A 14,940-nucleotide genomic window follows, 5' to 3' on the forward strand; every position below is an offset into this window, starting at 1 on the left:
GGGCGCTGCCCCGAACCCCGCCGGGGGGGATAATCCCCCCCGGACCCCCGTATACCGGAACTGATACTGGAAATGGCATGACCCCCCTCTGGCCCGATTCGATCCCGGAAGCCAAACGGATCCAGCTGACCCTGGCCAACCAGGTGGAACGCGCCGATCGCTTCGACGCCATCCGCTCCGTGGCGGGTTTGGATATCGGTTTTCCCCGAGGCAGCCGCCGCGGTCGGGTGGCGGTGGTGCGCCTCTCCTTTCCGGAGCTGGGCCTGCTGGAACAGGTGGTGCTGCAGCGGGAAGTCACCTTTCCCTATGTTCCGGGGCTGTTGTCGTTCCGGGAGACCCCGCTGGTGCTGGAAGCCCTGGACGGTTTGACGGAAAAACCCGATCTGCTGCTCTGCGACGGCCAGGGAGTGGCCCATCCCCGCCGTTTCGGACTGGCCTGTCATCTGGGCCTGCTCAGCGATCGGCCCAGCATCGGCGTGGCCAAAAGCCGTCTCATCGGCCAACCCGCCGCAGAACTGCCCGCCCACAAAGGTGCCTGGGTACCCCTGCTCGACAACGGAGAGATCGTCGGGGCGCTGCTGCGCTCCCGTGATCGAGTGGCTCCGCTCTACATTTCCAGCGGACATCGGGTGGGATTGGAAAGCGCCATCCGCCTGGTGCTGGCCTGCACCAAAGGCTTTCGCCTGCCGGAAACCTCCCGCATGGCCCATCACTTGGCTTCCGTGGCCACTCCCTGATCTTTTTCGACCAACTCCTCAACCAGCGCCATGATGCCCTCGGCAGGCAACGGTCTGCTGAAATAATAACCCTGAATCTCGTCACAGCCCTTTTCAACCAAAAAGTTAACCTGCTCTTCCGTCTCAGCCCCCTCCGCAACAACCCGCAGACTCAACTGATGCGCCATGGAGGTGATGGCCGAAACGATAGCGGCATCGTTGGTATCCGCGGGCACGTCCCGCACGAAGGAGCGGTCGATCTTGAGGGCATGGATCGGAAACCGCTTGAGGTAGGCTAGAGAGGAGTAGCCGGTGCCGAAATCGTCGATGGAGATGAAAACCCCCAGGGAACGCAAAGCCTCCATGGTACGCACCGCCTGCTCCACATCCTCCATGATCAGGCTCTCGGTCAACTCCAGCTCCAGCAACTCCGGGCGGAAAGGCTGACCAACCAGAACACCCGCCACCGATTCCAGAAACCGGCTCTCCTGAAACTGGCGGGAGGAGACGTTGGCCGCCACCCGCAACAGGGGTTTTCCGGCCCGGTACCAACTGCCCAACTGACTCACCACCTCCTGAATCACCCACTGCCCCAGACTGGTGATCAGACCCGTCTCTTCCGCCAGGGGAATGAAATCGAGCGGATAGGTCAAGCCGATGCCGGGCTGGTTCCAGCGGATCAGCGCCTCCATGCCCACGGGACGCTTGTCCCGGGCATCCACCTTGAGTTGGTAGTGCAGCACGAACTCCCGTCGGTCCATGGCGCGACGCAACCGGGTTTCCAGATCGATGCGATTGGCCGCCTGAACCCCCATCTCGCTGGTATAGAACTGAAAGGTATCCCGACCCGCCCCCTTGGCCCGCTTCATGGCCAGCTCGGCGTTGGTCATCAGGGTCTCGTCGCTGGTGCCGTCATCGGGAAAGAGGGTCAACCCGAAGCTGGCCGTCACCATGAGATTGGGATCCACCTCCGGAATGGGGGTGGAGATGAGGGTGCGCATCTTGCGGGTCACCTCCACCAGATCCGGTACCCCGGTAATGTCGTGGAGCAGCACCGAAAAACCGTCCCCTCCCAGTCGACCGATGGTGTCGGCCTCTCGCAAACCTTCCCGAATGCGATCGGCGATACGCCGCAACACCAGATCCCCCCCGGAAAAACCCACCCGATCGTTGACCCGTTTGAAAAAGTCGAGGTCGAACATGACCAGCGCCAGTTTGCGTCGCGAACGCATGGCCTGTTGCAGCGACTTGTGCAGCCGGTCGAAAAAGAGTTCCCGGTTGGGCAATCCGGTCAGGGCATCGTGGAAGGTGCGGTACTGCAACTCCTGCTGGGAACGTTTGATCTCCGTCAAATCGGAGAAGACCGAAACCAGAATCGGCGGCGAACTCTGTCCACCGGCGATGACCAGACTGGAAAAGAGTTGGGGAATGGCCTCCCCCGTCTTGCGTCGACACCAGATCTCCCCGCGCCAGCGCCCCACCTTGGTCAGGGAATGCTGCATCTCCTGGAAGAACTGGGCATCGTGCCGGTCGGAATAGAGGATACGCACCGGATGGCCCACCACCTCTTCCGATTCGTAACCGGTAATGTGGGTGAAAGCCGGATTGACAGACTGGATGATGCCCTCCATGTTCGAAACCAATACCCCCTCCAGGGCATTTTCGAAAACCCGGGTGGCGACCCGGACCTGTTCGTCCACTTCGGTCAGGGCATCGCTGAAAACCGAGGTGGCAATGCTCAAGGCCTCCTTGGCTTGATGCTTGTCGGAAACATCCCGGATGATGGCCGCAAAATAGCGTTTATCCTGTTCCAGCCAGGTGGCCAGGGACATCTCCAGGGGAAACTCCGTTCCGTCGCGGCGCAATCCTTCCAGTTCGAGGACGTAACCGTGCATCGGAAAGGACTTCTTTTCCCGAACCACCCGGTCGATACCCTCCTGATGCTGCGGACGGTAGCGTTCCGGCATCAAAGCCGTCAGGGAGAGGGCGGCTATCTCCTCCTCCGTATAGCCGAAGATCAGTTCGGCACCCCTGTTCCAGAAGATGATGCGGCCTTCCTGATCCGCCGCGATGATGGCATCCATGACCGCATTGGTCAGGGAACCAAAACGCGATTGCACCACCTCCAGCTCCTCCAGAAGCTGCCGGGTGTGATGCAGGCTGCGCTCCCGACTCTCCACCAGACAGGTCAGGGGCCGATAGAAAAAGAGGTAAAGCGGCGGGAACAACAAGGCCGTCAGCAGCGCACCGTCCAGAAAGGCCGTCTGCCAACCGGCGGTGCCCTCGTTGAAAGAACCCAAAACCAGCATGATGACCATCTCGCCGCCAAACAAAAGCGACAGGATGATCCCCAGAAGCACCAACGGGGTGCTGGATTGAAGCCCTCCCAAGCGACAGGAAGAAGTCTCCTCCGGCTTTATTTCCATGGAACCATCCGCTTGGTCACCTGATTCACCTCTCTCGACGGGACACCCCGAATCCAATTCAGAATGAGACGGAATGCCAACAAGATCAAGCACTCTTTTTGTTCCACCCCGGCATATTCCTTACGGAACATCCCCCCTCAACACTTGGCACCAATTCTGCGAGACAGGAATTTTAGAGTATTACGGGTTTGTTTCATCATTTCGGGCGGTGTGTTGCAAAAGACAGGCACCCTACATGTATCCAATCAACAAAGTTGACATTTGCCCGGGCCTTTACTGGGTGGAAATTCCGGCGGCGGACCTGCGCATCCAATGCGGATGTCCGGCGGACAGCGTCAAACATTTGATGAAACGGGGCCTCATCGTTCCCACCGAAAAAAACGGCGTTCGCTTCGAAACCGGTCCCAATGCCATCCTCCTGTCGGATGCCATGCTGCAAAACGGCCAGTTCTGCAATCTGGCGGAGTTTCCCGTCCTGCAAATGCTTTATCGCCAGGGATTTCTGATCCCGGGGCACCCCAATAACACAGGACTCAAGCCACTGGTCATCGGTCTTCCGGAAGCGGTGGAATCCCAGTTGCAATACATATTTCGCGGTAATTACGGTCTGATCTCCCGGGAGGAGATTACCCGCACCGGCATCCCCGTTCATCAAGCCCAGGAGATGATGCGCCTTAAACAGCGCTTCGCTTTTGGCCGCATCCGACCTTCGGAAGAGCTGCTGGAGGCACGTCTTCTGGAAGACGAGGCTGTGGAAATCCGCAACGGCGTCCTGTTGCGCCGCCTGGGATTCAACCGTTTTGAATTCTCATTTCAGGGCGATACGGTCCAGGTGGATCTCAACCTGGGGGAAAACGAACGCTACCCCTGCCCCTTCCCCCTCTGCTTTCAGCCGGTGCGTCGGGAGTATTTCGGCATCGTCCACCTGGGTGAAGGCGACGGCTGGGATCCCAATCGACCGGCCATGGCCAGTGTGGTGGTCTTTCAGGGAAAAATCTACCTGATCGACGCCGGTCCCAATCTGCTGTTCAATCTGACCGCCGTGGGTATCAGTATCAACGAAATCGAGGGGGTTTTCCATACCCACTCCCACGACGACCATTTCGCGGGACTGCCGACTCTGATGCGTTCCGGCCACCGTCTGAAATATTTCTCCACCCCCCTGGTCAGAGCCTCGGTGGAAAAGAAGCTCGCCGCCCTGCTATCCATCGACGAAGAGCTCTTTTCGGACTACTTCGAAGTGGTCGATCTGGAATTCGATACCTGGAACGACATCGAAGGTCTGGAGGTCAAACCGGTCTTCTCACCCCATCCCGTCGAAACCAACATCCTCTTTTTCCGCACCCTCTGGGAAGACGGCTACCGCAGCTACGCCCATTTTGCCGATATCTCCAGTTTCCGGGTGCTGCAAGGCATGGTCACCGACGATGCCGAGAAACCGGGCATCTCCCAGGACTTCTTCGACCTGACCCGGGAACGCTATCTGACGCCGGCGGATCTCAAAAAGATCGATATCGGCGGCGGCATGATCCACGGCGAGGCGGAGGATTTCCGCCTGGACCACTCCACCAAGATCATCCTCTCCCACACCTCCCTGCCCTTGAACGATCGGGAAAAGGCCGTCGGCTCTTCCGCCGCCTTCGGCACCATGGATGTGCTGATCGAAGATCAGGGCGGCTACATTCAGGAGAGAGCCCATCGCTACCTGTCCAATATCTTTCCAAACGTACAATACCACCATCTGAAGCCCCTGTTGAACAGCCGGGTCCTCGATTTCAATCCCGGCACCATCATGCTCAAAGCGGGCGAGGTGCATCAGGCCATCCACCTGATCCTGTCGGGCAGCGTGGAACGCATCCATTCGGAGTTGGATTACCACAGCCTGATGGCTGCAGGAGCCCTGTTGGGAGAGATGTCGGGCCTGTTGGGATCCCCCTGCCTGGAGACCTATCGGGCGGCAAGTTTCGTGCAGGTTCTGGCTATTCCCTGTTTTCTCTATCGGGAATTCGTGCATCGCAATAACCTGTTCCGCTCGCTGGAGCGTACCCACAAAACCCGGATCTTCCTGCAATCCACCCCACTCTTGGGTGAAGGCATCTCCTACTCCACGCAAAGCCAGATTGCCGAAGCGGCGGGCGTGGTCCATTTTCCCCCCGACAGCGATATCGACTGCGACCACCACACCCTGCTGAACCTGGTGGTTCAGGGCAAACTGGTGCGCCTGCTGGGGGGGGAGGTTCTGGAACAGTTGGATATCCGGGACTTTTTCGGAGAAGACGGCGCCTTTTTCGAAACCCCCGGGCTCTTTCGCTATCGCACCCTGGAACCGGTCACCGTTTACCAAATCCCCCCCCGGGTGTTGCACGGCATTCCCATCGTGCAATGGAAGCTCTTCGAAGCCTATGGTAAACGTCTGGGAACCCGGTTGCATGGCCACAACGCCTCCCGACTCCCCCTTATCTGGGAAGACCATTTCAGTGTCGGTTTGGCCCGCATGGATGCCCATCACAAGAAATTGATGCAGATCATCAACAGCCTGATGGTCACTGTCGAGCAGGGCAGCAATACCAAAGCCGTGCTGCAGTCCTTGCAGGCTCTGCAACATTTTCTGCAATTCCACTTCGTCGAAGAAGAAGAATTGATGCGGTTTTACCAGTATCCACGCCTCATGGAACATGAAGAGGCGCACAAAAAGATTCTTGAGACCATTCAGAATCTTAAAAGCACTGCAAAAGAGAGCCATCTGCTGAGGGAAGAACACGTCGAGTCCTTTCTTTCCCAATGGTTGCTCTCCCATGTGCTTCAGGACGATCATGGTTACGGTCCCTACTTCAACGCCAAAGGGCTCTATTGAATCCGGCACGCCTTGCCGACGGCACCCTGAGGCGAAATTGCGAAACAACGCTTCAATCCCTGCCCCCATTCAAGGCATAATGGGATCCGGAACCCTTTTTCCAGGAGAGGCAGGCCATGGAAACCAAGCCGGAAGTCAAACCCGCGAAAACCGTCGCCTCACCGGCTCCCGGAAATCCGGTGGTCGATGAAGCCGCCTTCGAGGAGACGTTGCGCACCGAGCGCATGCGGCGTCTTCTGGGTGGACGTCCCCTGGAAGAGGTCATCCTCGATCCTGCCAATCCCAATTTGAAAGAGCGCGACGGATAACAGGAGACGGCATGGTACTGTTGCTGGCCCATCATGGGGATGCCGTGGCCAAGGATATCGATCCCGAACGGCCCTTGACCCCGCAAGGGATTGCCGATGTGAAAAAGATGGCGCGATTTCTGGCCGCTGCCGGGATCTGCCCTGCCCGCATTCTGCACAGTGACAAGGTCCGGGCTCGGGAAACAGCCCGGCTGTTCCGTTCTCAACTGGCTCCGGATGTGGAGTTGGAAGAGGTGGCGGGGATTCGTCCCGATGATGCCGTGGCCCCGTTTGCCTCCCAGGTGGACAATTGGCAAACGGATACCCTTGTCGCCGGTCATGGACCCTTCATGGCCCGACTGATTTCTCTGCTGCTGGCGGGGCCGTCGCAGCCCGACTCACTGGTGGCGACCCGTCCGGGAAGTGTCGTGGCCCTGGAACGGAATGCTGCGGGAGGTTGGTCCCTGGCCTGGATGGTGCGCCCGGAGCTGCTTGGGTCATGATAACGTCATAATACCCGTCCGTTGATTCCAGGTTTGCAAGAGTTACAATAAGTTTTTGTATAGATGGAAATATATTTTATATTATTTATCTTATAACTTATTAATTATGATTATTGGATTTTTATATCTTTCTTGTTATTATGTGCGGTTATTACTTTATTTTAGTTGTCACAATTCATTGCCTGGCACTTAATGCAATGGATTCGACTGTTATAGATTTGTTAACAAGGCCTCGTTATACTGCCGGGTGGCGGGTTGCCCATGCGGGTAGCCACGGGGTTCTCCACCTCCTATAACGGTCCTGGGAACAAGAAATGAAAAAGAGCGTGTTATGGTTGGCGTTGGTAGCGGGTGTGGCGTTTGTTTGGACGCCGATGGCAAGTCAGGCGGAATGCAAGCTCTCCTACGCCCGGACGGCGTGCAAGGGCAAAGAGGCGGACTCCTTCAAGAAGTGCGACGGGAAAGCCGAATGTGTGCAGGTGAAGGAAGCGGCCTCCGAGGCGGCCTGCCTGGAAGCTGCCAAGAAGGCGTGTGACAACGACCGCACGGACATCACCAAGTTCAAGCAGATTGCCGCTTCCTGGAGTGGCAAGGCGCTGGTTGGCGGTTTTGATGCCAAGGGTCAGGCCGATGCAGCCGGAACCCACTTCTGCGCAGCCAACCGCCCTGATATGAACAAGTGCGAGTAATGATGGACTGAAGCACCTCTCCGGATCCCCCAGGATCCGGAGAACTCCCCTCCGAACAACGCTGCCGATAATCCATAAACAAGATAAGGACAAACCGGTTCTTCCGGTTAGCCAAGCCTCAGGGCGCTGCCCGCAAGGGGGTGACGATCCTCCCCCGCCCCCCGTGTATCCGAGTCAATACAACTAAAAGATAGTTTAACAAAAAAAGAGCCAGACCTTATTGGTCTAACTCCTTTTCCTGGAGCTGGCGAAGGGAATTGAACCCCCAACCTGCTGATTACAAATTATCGAAATGGCACTTTTAACGGTGTCTACATTCTCCTATAAACTTTGAAACTGCATTGCTTCCACGGTGTTTTTGTGGCACTCTGAGTTAGAAGGTTTACGAACGATTTTGAACGGTTTTTCATCCAAGTGTCTACACTGTGTCTACACGGAAAAGCAGTTAGCGGTTTGAAAAATCGGATGGTTTTAAGGAATTTTCCCGGCAAGGTGTCTACATGAAACCCGGATTCGGAGGCTTGACATGAGGCTGATCAAAAGCGCAATCGACCGGTTGCCTGTTCCCGATACGGGCCAAGTGATTTACCGGGATGACGAGCTGAAAGGGTTCGGCCTGCGTTGCACTCCAGGTTCCAAGACCTTCATCGTGGAGAAGCGCGTATCCGGGAAGGTGAAGCGGATCACCCTGGGCCGGTATGGGGAGCTGACGGCAGAGCAGGCACGCAAGGAGGCGCAACGGTTACTGGGGGAGATTGCCCAAGGCCATGACCCCATCGGAGAGGAACGGGAAGCCACGCTCAAGGCCAAGACCCTGGGGGCTGTGTTTGAAGACTACCTGGCCGCCAGGAAGGATTTGAAGCCCAAGACCCTGATCGACTACCGGCGGGTGTTGAGGCTGCACTTCTCCGATTGGATGGAAAAGCCGTTCGTGGGGATCAGCAAGGACATGGTGGAGAAACGGCACGCCAAGATTGGTACGGGCCACGGGCAGGCTTACGCCAACCTGGGCATGCGGCTCTTGAGGGCGCTGTTCAACTTCGCGGCGGGCAAATACGAGGATGAGCAGGGGCGTTCCCTGCTGCCGGAGAACCCTGTCAAACGGTTGTCCCAAACCCGTGCATGGTACCGGGTTGAACGACGACAGACCATCATCAAACCGCATGAGCTGAAGACGTGGTATCAGGGCGTCATGACCCTGGAGAACGCCACCATGCGGGATTATCTGCTGACGGTGATCTTGACCGGACTTCGGCGGGAGGAGGCTGCCCGGCTGCGTTGGGAGAACGTGGACCTGGCGGGCCGTTCCCTGACCATTCCGGACACCAAGAACCATGACCCGCTGCATCTGCCCCTGGGAGATTACCTGATGGCCTTGTTGACCCGCCGCAAATCCGAGACGGGGGAAAGCCCGTTCGTTTTTCCAGGTGGAGGAGTCGGGGGACATCTCGTTGAACCCCGTGCACAAATGGCCAAGGTGACGGAACAGACCGGAGTGAGCTTTTCTGTTCACGACATGCGGCGAACCTTCATCACCATGGCCGAGAGCCTGGATATTTCGTCCTACGCCATCAAGGGGCTGGTCAACCATCGGATCAAGAACGCCGATGTGACGGGCGGCTACATCGTGTTTGATGTGGAGCGGCTGCGGGAACCCATGACGAAGATTGAGACGGCGTTTCTGCGCTGGATGGGGGCCATCCCTTCGGCGGAAATCATCCCCTTCCAGAGCGATGGTCTGAGCCGGGCGAAAGGATGATGGCATGCCGGAATTGGCGAGGTTTTACGGGATTCTGATTGCCATGTATTGGCGGGATCACAATCCCCCCCATTTCCACGCTTTCTACGGCGGAAAAGAAGCTGTTCTCGACCTTGATGGCAACCTTCTGGAAGGGGGATTGCCAAGGCGGGCTCAATCCATGGTATCCGAATGGATGTCACTGCATCGTTCCGAGTTGATGGACAATTGGGAGCGAGCCGTGCGCCGTGAACCCCTGAATCCAATTTCCCCTTTGGAGTGAAACCGATGATACCCCATACCACCAGCGTTCGGCATTTGGGCGGCTATCGTCTCTGGATCACCTTCAACACGGGGGAAGCCGGAGAGGTGGATTTGTCCGACGAACTGGATGGTCCCGTGTTTGGGCCGCTACGAGACCCCAACCTGTTTGCCACGGCAAGACAGAATGCCGAACTTGGAACCGTAACCTGGGACAATGGGGCCGATCTGGCACCAGAATTTCTTCTGGATCGGGCGAGGCATTATTCTTCCGGGGAATAACCGCTGACCCCACCGAACACCCGGCATAGGCTGATCACCGAAAAGAGGGCACCTTCACCCTCCTGGCCGGGTTCTTCATGAAGGATGCCTTGAAGGATGCGAGAATGCCAACTTGTTGTCGTATACCTTATAGAAAAACATCTTATATTACGGAACCGTTTCGTCCGGTGATACTCAATTATAAAGATGAATTTGGAATGCCTTATTGGGATCACTGGCAGAAAGTAGATGAAATTCTCCTCGAAGAGTTAATAGCCTTGTCTGTTTATCTTGATCCGTTACGCTTTCCTGGGTCCGAGCCACAAAGGAAAGCCCATTTAGATATTTATATTAAAGCCGTTGGCGCTACAAATGTTGATGAATCAGGCAACGATTACTATGACAATAATGAAATCAATAGAAACCCAACTAATGATAGATTGGAAGCTGCAAATGATGCTATTGACGAAGGATCGTTGAGGCCTGATCGAGTAGTCGTCAATGAAACAGGCAGAATATATTACATAAATCGTGTTAAGTTTGTGAATTGGGCACTTTCCCTTGGCTGGGAACTTCCTCCCGGAATGGCCGCATGGGCCACCCCCGCAACCTGTCTCACACCAGAGGCACCCGTTCAACCGGCAGCCATCCCACCACCAGAACCCGTTGCCAGTTCCCAAGCAATCCCGGAACCCGGTAATGAAGATGCCGCAGTTGATCCTTGGGCGTTCCTGCCAAAAAAAGACCCTGACCGGAAAAGGGCAATTGGAGCATGCAAGGGGGCGCGATGGATCGTTGACAACACCGCTCCTGAAACCCTCATGCACGGGAACGAATTATCGGCACGACGGGTAGTGAAAGAAATGCAAGATGACCAAGATCGGAAATGGTGGGTCAAAGGGGAACTTGGTCGCAACCTTCCGAACGAAACCACCCTTTATAAGCATGTGAATGCCTGGCTCCAAGCCGGTATGCCTGATCCTTCAAAAGTTGAATAACTCCCTCATTCAAGCATAATATAATATTATACAAAATATTGAATTATTTATGACATTAATATAATTATTATCATTTATATCTAATGATCCATATCGTTCACTTTGTATAGTTTATATACAGAATTTTGCCGTTCCTCGCTGAAAGAGTTCTAATACCCCTCATGAGAAACGATCAACCATGAGGTGTTATTGTGACTACCGAACAATCAAGACTCTCCCTGATTCAAGAATTTTACGCTTCGCCAAACGACACTCTGTTTGCTGAACAGTCTGTTGCCGCAATCCGAGATTGTAGCGTCAAAACCTTGCAGCGTGACCGCTGGGCCGGGGGCGGGATCCCGTTTATCAAGATCGGGAACCGACATGTTCGCTACCGGAAGAGCGATGTTCTGAATTGGCTGAATCGTAATGAACCGGTCACTTCGACAACCGAAGCCGATGCCCGGCGGGCAGGTTGAGGATCCCGCCATGAACCAACAAAAAAGCCCGGCTGGTGGGCCGGGCAATTCCTTGAATTCGCGACAAAATGCTATCAGAACCGGGCCATCCGAACAAGGCCTTGATGCTGGCCAGGTGAAAGCCTCTGCCCGTGGGCGGTGGCCCGACATCCTCCCCCGGTTTGGCATGGGGCCGGAGTTCCTGACCGGAAAGCATGGTCCATGCCCATTTTGTGGTGGAAGGGACCGATTTCGCTTTGATGATCAAGATGGAGACGGCACCTTCATTTGCAACCAATGCGGTGCCGGTGACGGCTTCACCCTGGCCGGAAAGCTCCTCGGGCTTGACCCCCGCCAGGACTTTCCCCGCATCCTGGGCGCGGTTGGCGATGCTGTTGGCAATTGGAAGTCGGGACAAGCTTCGACCTGGTGTCTGAAATCCCGCGACACCCTGAGCCAACCCGAACGGGATTTTCTGCGGCGGCGGATCGAAGCCGACAAGGCGGCACGCCAGGAAGAGGAAGCGCGTCTTCATGAAGAGGCCGCTTTGCGGGCCACGGGGATTTGGCAAGAGGCTATTCCCGCCGATCCACGGCACCCCTACCTGATCCGGAAGTACGTCCAACCCCACGGCATCCAGCAATCTCGTGGGGCGCTGGTGGTGCCCGTCTGCGACTTCGAAGGCCGCATCTGGAGTTTGCAGTTCATCACCCCGGACGGCTCCAAGCGGTTTCTTTCTGGTGGACGGAAGCGGGGCCTGTTCTACCGGATCGGACCGGATATCAATCCGGCAGGAACTCTCCTTTTGGCCGAGGGTTTCGCGACGGCGGCAACGCTTCACGAGGAAACCGGGTTTCCTGTCCTGGTGGCCTTCGATGCCGGAAACCTACAGCCCGTAGCCATGGAGGCGCGGCGGCGGTACCAACAAATCAATCTGGTGGTTTGCTGCGACAACGACCGATTCACCCCCGGAAACCCTGGCCTGAGCAAGGGCCGGGCGGCGGCTCTGGCTTCGGGGGCGAGGCTCCTGGTACCTGAATTCAGCGACGGGGAAAGCGGTTCCGACTTCAACGATTTCATGGCGCTTCGGCGGGAGGTGGGGCATGGATGATTCACCCCCCAAGGCCTTGGTTGAAACGGCTCATGCGGCACAGGATGCCGGAATTGCCAAGCGGCGCACAACGGGGGACCGAAGCGGGATTTCTGGCCAGGGCCGCCCCCTGGCGTTGGAACCGCCTATTCCCTGGCCGGAACCGGTGGACGGCGGGCAACTGCTGGCGGATCTGGCAAGGGTTTTGACACGACATGTCTGCATGGAACGGGGCTGTCCAACGGCAATCGCGTTGTGGGTTCTCCACACCCATGCTTTCGATGCAGCGCAAATTTCCCCCCGGCTGGCCGTTGTCTCCCCGGAAAAGCGGTGTGGGAAGTCCACCCTGTTGACCGTTCTTGGCGGGTTGGTCCCAAAACCGCTCCACTTGTCCAACATCACGGCGGCGGCAGTATTCCGGGCCATTGAAGTTGCCCAACCAACGCTTCTTATCGATGAGGCCGACACCTTTGTTGACGGAAAAGACGAACTTCGGGGCATCCTCAATTGCGGGCACAACCGGGCAACAGCAACCGTTCTGCGGGTGGGGGGAGAGGAACTTGAGGTGCGGGCCTTCTGTACCTGGGCACCTCTCGCCATCGCTGCCATTGGCCGTCTGCCGGACACCCTGCAAGATCGATCAATCGTCATTTCTATGCGGCGCAAACTTCCAACAGAGCAGGTAGAGCGGCTGCGGCTGGACAGGCTGGGGCATTTGCACGAGTTGGCGCGAAAGGCCGCCAGGTGGGCAAACGACAATCTTTCGCGACTGAAAGACGCCGATCCGGTGGATATCCCCGACTGTCTTTCGGATCGGGGCCAAGACAACTGGCGCACCTTGTTGGCCATCGCGGATGCGGTTGGTGGGGGTTGGCCGGATTGTGCGCGACGGGCAATCCGGGAACTTGCCGGGGAACCGGACGAGGATGAAGGCGGAAGCATTCGTGAGATGCTGTTGGCCGACATCCGTGCTATCTGGGCTGAAACCGCCGTGGATGTTCTCACCACGGAAAGCTTGTTGGCGCGATTGACCGGGGGACAATTTGCCGATCATCCGTGGGCAACTTTCGACCGTGGCCGTGCGATGTCCCCGCGAGCTTTGGCAAACCTCCTCAAGCCGTTTGGAATTCGTCCAAGCACCAACCGAGTTGGGGGCACCCTTGCCAAAGGCTACCGACGGCAAGCATTCCTTGACGCCTTCAAAAGGTACATTCCGGCAGATACCCCCATTTTACCCGTAACATCCGGAACAAGTAGCAAAAACAATGAGTTAGACAGCAAAATATCCGTAACACAAGCCAAGGATGTTACGGCAGAAAATGCGCGTAACTCATTGAAATCACATAATGTTTCGCATGTTACGGATAAAGAGGGGTATCCTGCCGGGAAAGGGGGTGAAAGGTGGAGCATGACCCTTTGATTTCGGAGTTGAGAGCGGCAGGGGTGACGTTCCGTTTAGTGGGCGACGCTTTGACCTTGGAGGCTGATTCCCCGCCACCATCCAGCCTGGTGGAGAAGATCCAGGCGCATAAGGGGGCGCTGCTGGAATGGCTGCGAGGAAAGGCAACTGGGGCTTTGGACCATGGGCAACCAATCCCCCCGGAATGGGCCGATGACTTCGGAGAGCGGGCGGGAGTTTTGGAGTTTGAACAGGGCCTGAGCCGTGCTGATGCGGAGCGGGTGGCCCGTGAATTGGTGCTGAAGCTGGCCGAGGGGAGGCGCTGACCAAATGGCGGGAATGCCGAAACTCCTTGAAAATGATGCAAATCGGGCGCGGTGAAATACCAAAACGGGGGGGAGAGTTCCATTTTGCCAGTTACAGCTTTCGGGTTTTTTAGAAAACCCTGTTCAAACGCACCAGGGGGCCGCCGTGCCCCCTTTTTTTGTGGTGGTGGTCTTCGGTGTGGGGAGGCCATCCGATGGAGGCGCTTCCCCCTGGGGGATCGAGGCGAGAGAATCACCCCCTGGCAGGTATCATGCCGGGGCATCGGGCTGGGTAATGGGCAAGGCTACTTGGGCAGAACGGGTGCCGGTTGGACCGGAGACGGCAAGCGCATTTCCTGGGCAGGGGGCTGGAAATAGACCGGGACCGGTGGAGGAACCATGCGGTTGAGGGCCGCAACCCCGCCAAGAATGACAATGCCGGTGGCCACAACCCACTTGATGGTTTCCACCTTGGCGGATTCGATTTCCTTTCGAAGCTCCACTTTGGCTACTTCGACTTTGAGTTCCAGTTCCCTGATACGGGCTTCGATCTTGGCCATATCGGCCTTGGTCGAAAGCTGGCCTTCCAACTCCTTCAAATCCCGCTTGGCAGCCAACTCGCTGGCTTGCGTCACCTGGGCTTCTTTGAAGGCTTCGGAGATGGCTTCGGCGTGAGGTTCTGGAATACCGGCATCCTTGAGACGGCGCACGAACTGGAGCGTGTCAAAGGTAATGGTGGTCATGTTCACTTCCTCCTGCCTCCCAGGATATCCCAGGACACCCGGAGATTTCCACTTGAATTCGAATCGGACCGGGGGAATCACCACCCGATGGAGACGGTTCCCCCCCTGGCGGATTGGGGCGAGGGAAGCACTCCTTGGCGGGGTGTCATGTCGGGGCCGATTGTCTACAAAAACCGGCGAATTTTTTCCAAGTGTCTACACTGTGTCTACACGAACCAAAAAGGGGTCAGACC

The 14,940-nt window shown here is 56.9% G+C and carries 14 protein-coding genes; 12 read left to right on the forward strand and 2 right to left on the reverse strand.

The features are described from left to right. The first annotated feature begins 77 nt into the window (after positions 1-77). Positions 78-737: a deoxyribonuclease V gene (nfi, locus tag HQL56_11615; GenBank protein ID MBF0310165.1), complete on the forward strand. Its 660-nt coding sequence runs from the start codon at positions 78-80 to the stop codon at positions 735-737. On the opposite strand, the gene HQL56_11620 is transcribed toward nfi, so the two are convergent. Next, complete coding sequence (locus HQL56_11620; protein MBF0310166.1) at positions 710-3,142, reverse strand: EAL domain-containing protein; 2,433 nt, start codon at positions 3,140-3,142, stop codon at positions 710-712. The two genes, nfi and HQL56_11620, sit on opposite strands and share 28 nt — an antisense overlap. Before the next feature lie 235 nt (positions 3,143-3,377). On the opposite strand from HQL56_11620, the gene HQL56_11625 reads away from it, so the two are divergent. The 11 genes from HQL56_11625 (at position 3,378) to HQL56_11675 (ending at position 13,985) form a co-directional block, all read left to right on the forward strand. After that, positions 3,378-5,996, forward strand: coding sequence for a bacteriohemerythrin (locus HQL56_11625; GenBank protein ID MBF0310167.1), 2,619 nt, complete (start codon positions 3,378-3,380; stop codon positions 5,994-5,996). Positions 5,997-6,112: 116 nt separating this feature from the next. Continuing rightward, entirely contained in the window at positions 6,113-6,304 is a 192-nt protein-coding gene (locus HQL56_11630) for a hypothetical protein (GenBank protein ID MBF0310168.1), read from the forward strand. Between the two features lie 11 nt (positions 6,305-6,315). Continuing rightward, the gene (gene sixA / locus HQL56_11635) at positions 6,316-6,786 is read left to right on the forward strand and encodes a phosphohistidine phosphatase SixA (protein MBF0310169.1); all 471 of its coding nucleotides are present in this window, start codon (positions 6,316-6,318) and stop codon (positions 6,784-6,786) included. A gap of 314 nt (positions 6,787-7,100) precedes the next feature. Next, positions 7,101-7,475: a hypothetical protein gene (locus HQL56_11640; protein ID MBF0310170.1), complete on the forward strand. Its 375-nt coding sequence runs from the start codon at positions 7,101-7,103 to the stop codon at positions 7,473-7,475. Between the two features lie 526 nt (positions 7,476-8,001). After that, complete coding sequence (locus tag HQL56_11645; GenBank protein MBF0310171.1) at positions 8,002-9,234, forward strand: integrase family protein; 1,233 nt, start codon at positions 8,002-8,004, stop codon at positions 9,232-9,234. Between the two features lie 4 nt (positions 9,235-9,238). After that, positions 9,239-9,496 (forward strand): DUF4160 domain-containing protein, encoded by a 258-nt coding sequence (locus HQL56_11650; GenBank protein ID MBF0310172.1) that lies wholly within the window; start codon positions 9,239-9,241, stop codon positions 9,494-9,496. A 5-nt stretch (positions 9,497-9,501) separates the two neighbouring features. Beyond that, positions 9,502-9,756: a DUF2442 domain-containing protein gene (locus tag HQL56_11655; GenBank protein ID MBF0310173.1), complete on the forward strand. Its 255-nt coding sequence runs from the start codon at positions 9,502-9,504 to the stop codon at positions 9,754-9,756. 77 nt (positions 9,757-9,833) lie between these two features. Next, positions 9,834-10,733, forward strand: a complete 900-nt coding sequence (locus HQL56_11660; GenBank protein ID MBF0310174.1) for a hypothetical protein — start codon at positions 9,834-9,836, stop codon at positions 10,731-10,733. A gap of 573 nt (positions 10,734-11,306) precedes the next feature. Beyond that, positions 11,307-12,281, forward strand: a complete 975-nt coding sequence (locus HQL56_11665) for a toprim domain-containing protein (protein MBF0310175.1) — start codon at positions 11,307-11,309, stop codon at positions 12,279-12,281. Further along, a complete protein-coding gene (locus tag HQL56_11670; GenBank protein MBF0310176.1) occupies positions 12,274-13,680 on the forward strand; it encodes a DUF3631 domain-containing protein in 1,407 nt (468 codons plus the stop codon). The genes HQL56_11665 and HQL56_11670 overlap by 8 nt, the downstream gene beginning before the upstream one ends. After that, positions 13,662-13,985, forward strand: coding sequence for a hypothetical protein (locus tag HQL56_11675; protein ID MBF0310177.1), 324 nt, complete (start codon positions 13,662-13,664; stop codon positions 13,983-13,985). The genes HQL56_11670 and HQL56_11675 overlap by 19 nt, the downstream gene beginning before the upstream one ends. Before the next feature lie 284 nt (positions 13,986-14,269). Here HQL56_11675 and HQL56_11680 read toward each other — a convergent pair whose 3' ends face one another. Next, a complete protein-coding gene (locus tag HQL56_11680; GenBank protein ID MBF0310178.1) occupies positions 14,270-14,707 on the reverse strand; it encodes a DUF1640 domain-containing protein in 438 nt (145 codons plus the stop codon). Positions 14,708-14,940: the final 233 nt, after the last annotated feature.

The organism is Magnetococcales bacterium, assembly GCA_015231925.1.
GTDB lineage: Bacteria > Pseudomonadota > Magnetococcia > Magnetococcales > JADGAQ01 > JADGAQ01.

Bases quoted from the DNA above. Each gene is read 5' to 3' on its own strand.
- nfi (MBF0310165.1), top strand. From the start codon at position 78: ATGACCCCCCTCTGGCCCGATTCGATCCCGGAAGCCAAACGGATCCAG.
- HQL56_11620 (MBF0310166.1), bottom strand. From the start codon at position 3,142: ATGGAAATAAAGCCGGAGGAGACTTCTTCCTGTCGCTTGGGAGGGCTT.
- HQL56_11625 (MBF0310167.1), top strand. From the start codon at position 3,378: ATGTATCCAATCAACAAAGTTGACATTTGCCCGGGCCTTTACTGGGTG.
- HQL56_11630 (MBF0310168.1), top strand. From the start codon at position 6,113: ATGGAAACCAAGCCGGAAGTCAAACCCGCGAAAACCGTCGCCTCACCG.
- sixA (MBF0310169.1), top strand. From the start codon at position 6,316: ATGGTACTGTTGCTGGCCCATCATGGGGATGCCGTGGCCAAGGATATC.
- HQL56_11640 (MBF0310170.1), top strand. From the start codon at position 7,101: ATGAAAAAGAGCGTGTTATGGTTGGCGTTGGTAGCGGGTGTGGCGTTT.
- HQL56_11645 (MBF0310171.1), top strand. From the start codon at position 8,002: ATGAGGCTGATCAAAAGCGCAATCGACCGGTTGCCTGTTCCCGATACG.
- HQL56_11650 (MBF0310172.1), top strand. From the start codon at position 9,239: ATGCCGGAATTGGCGAGGTTTTACGGGATTCTGATTGCCATGTATTGG.
- HQL56_11655 (MBF0310173.1), top strand. From the start codon at position 9,502: ATGATACCCCATACCACCAGCGTTCGGCATTTGGGCGGCTATCGTCTC.
- HQL56_11660 (MBF0310174.1), top strand. From the start codon at position 9,834: ATGAAGGATGCCTTGAAGGATGCGAGAATGCCAACTTGTTGTCGTATA.
- HQL56_11670 (MBF0310176.1), top strand. From the start codon at position 12,274: ATGGATGATTCACCCCCCAAGGCCTTGGTTGAAACGGCTCATGCGGCA.
- HQL56_11680 (MBF0310178.1), bottom strand. From the start codon at position 14,707: ATGACCACCATTACCTTTGACACGCTCCAGTTCGTGCGCCGTCTCAAG.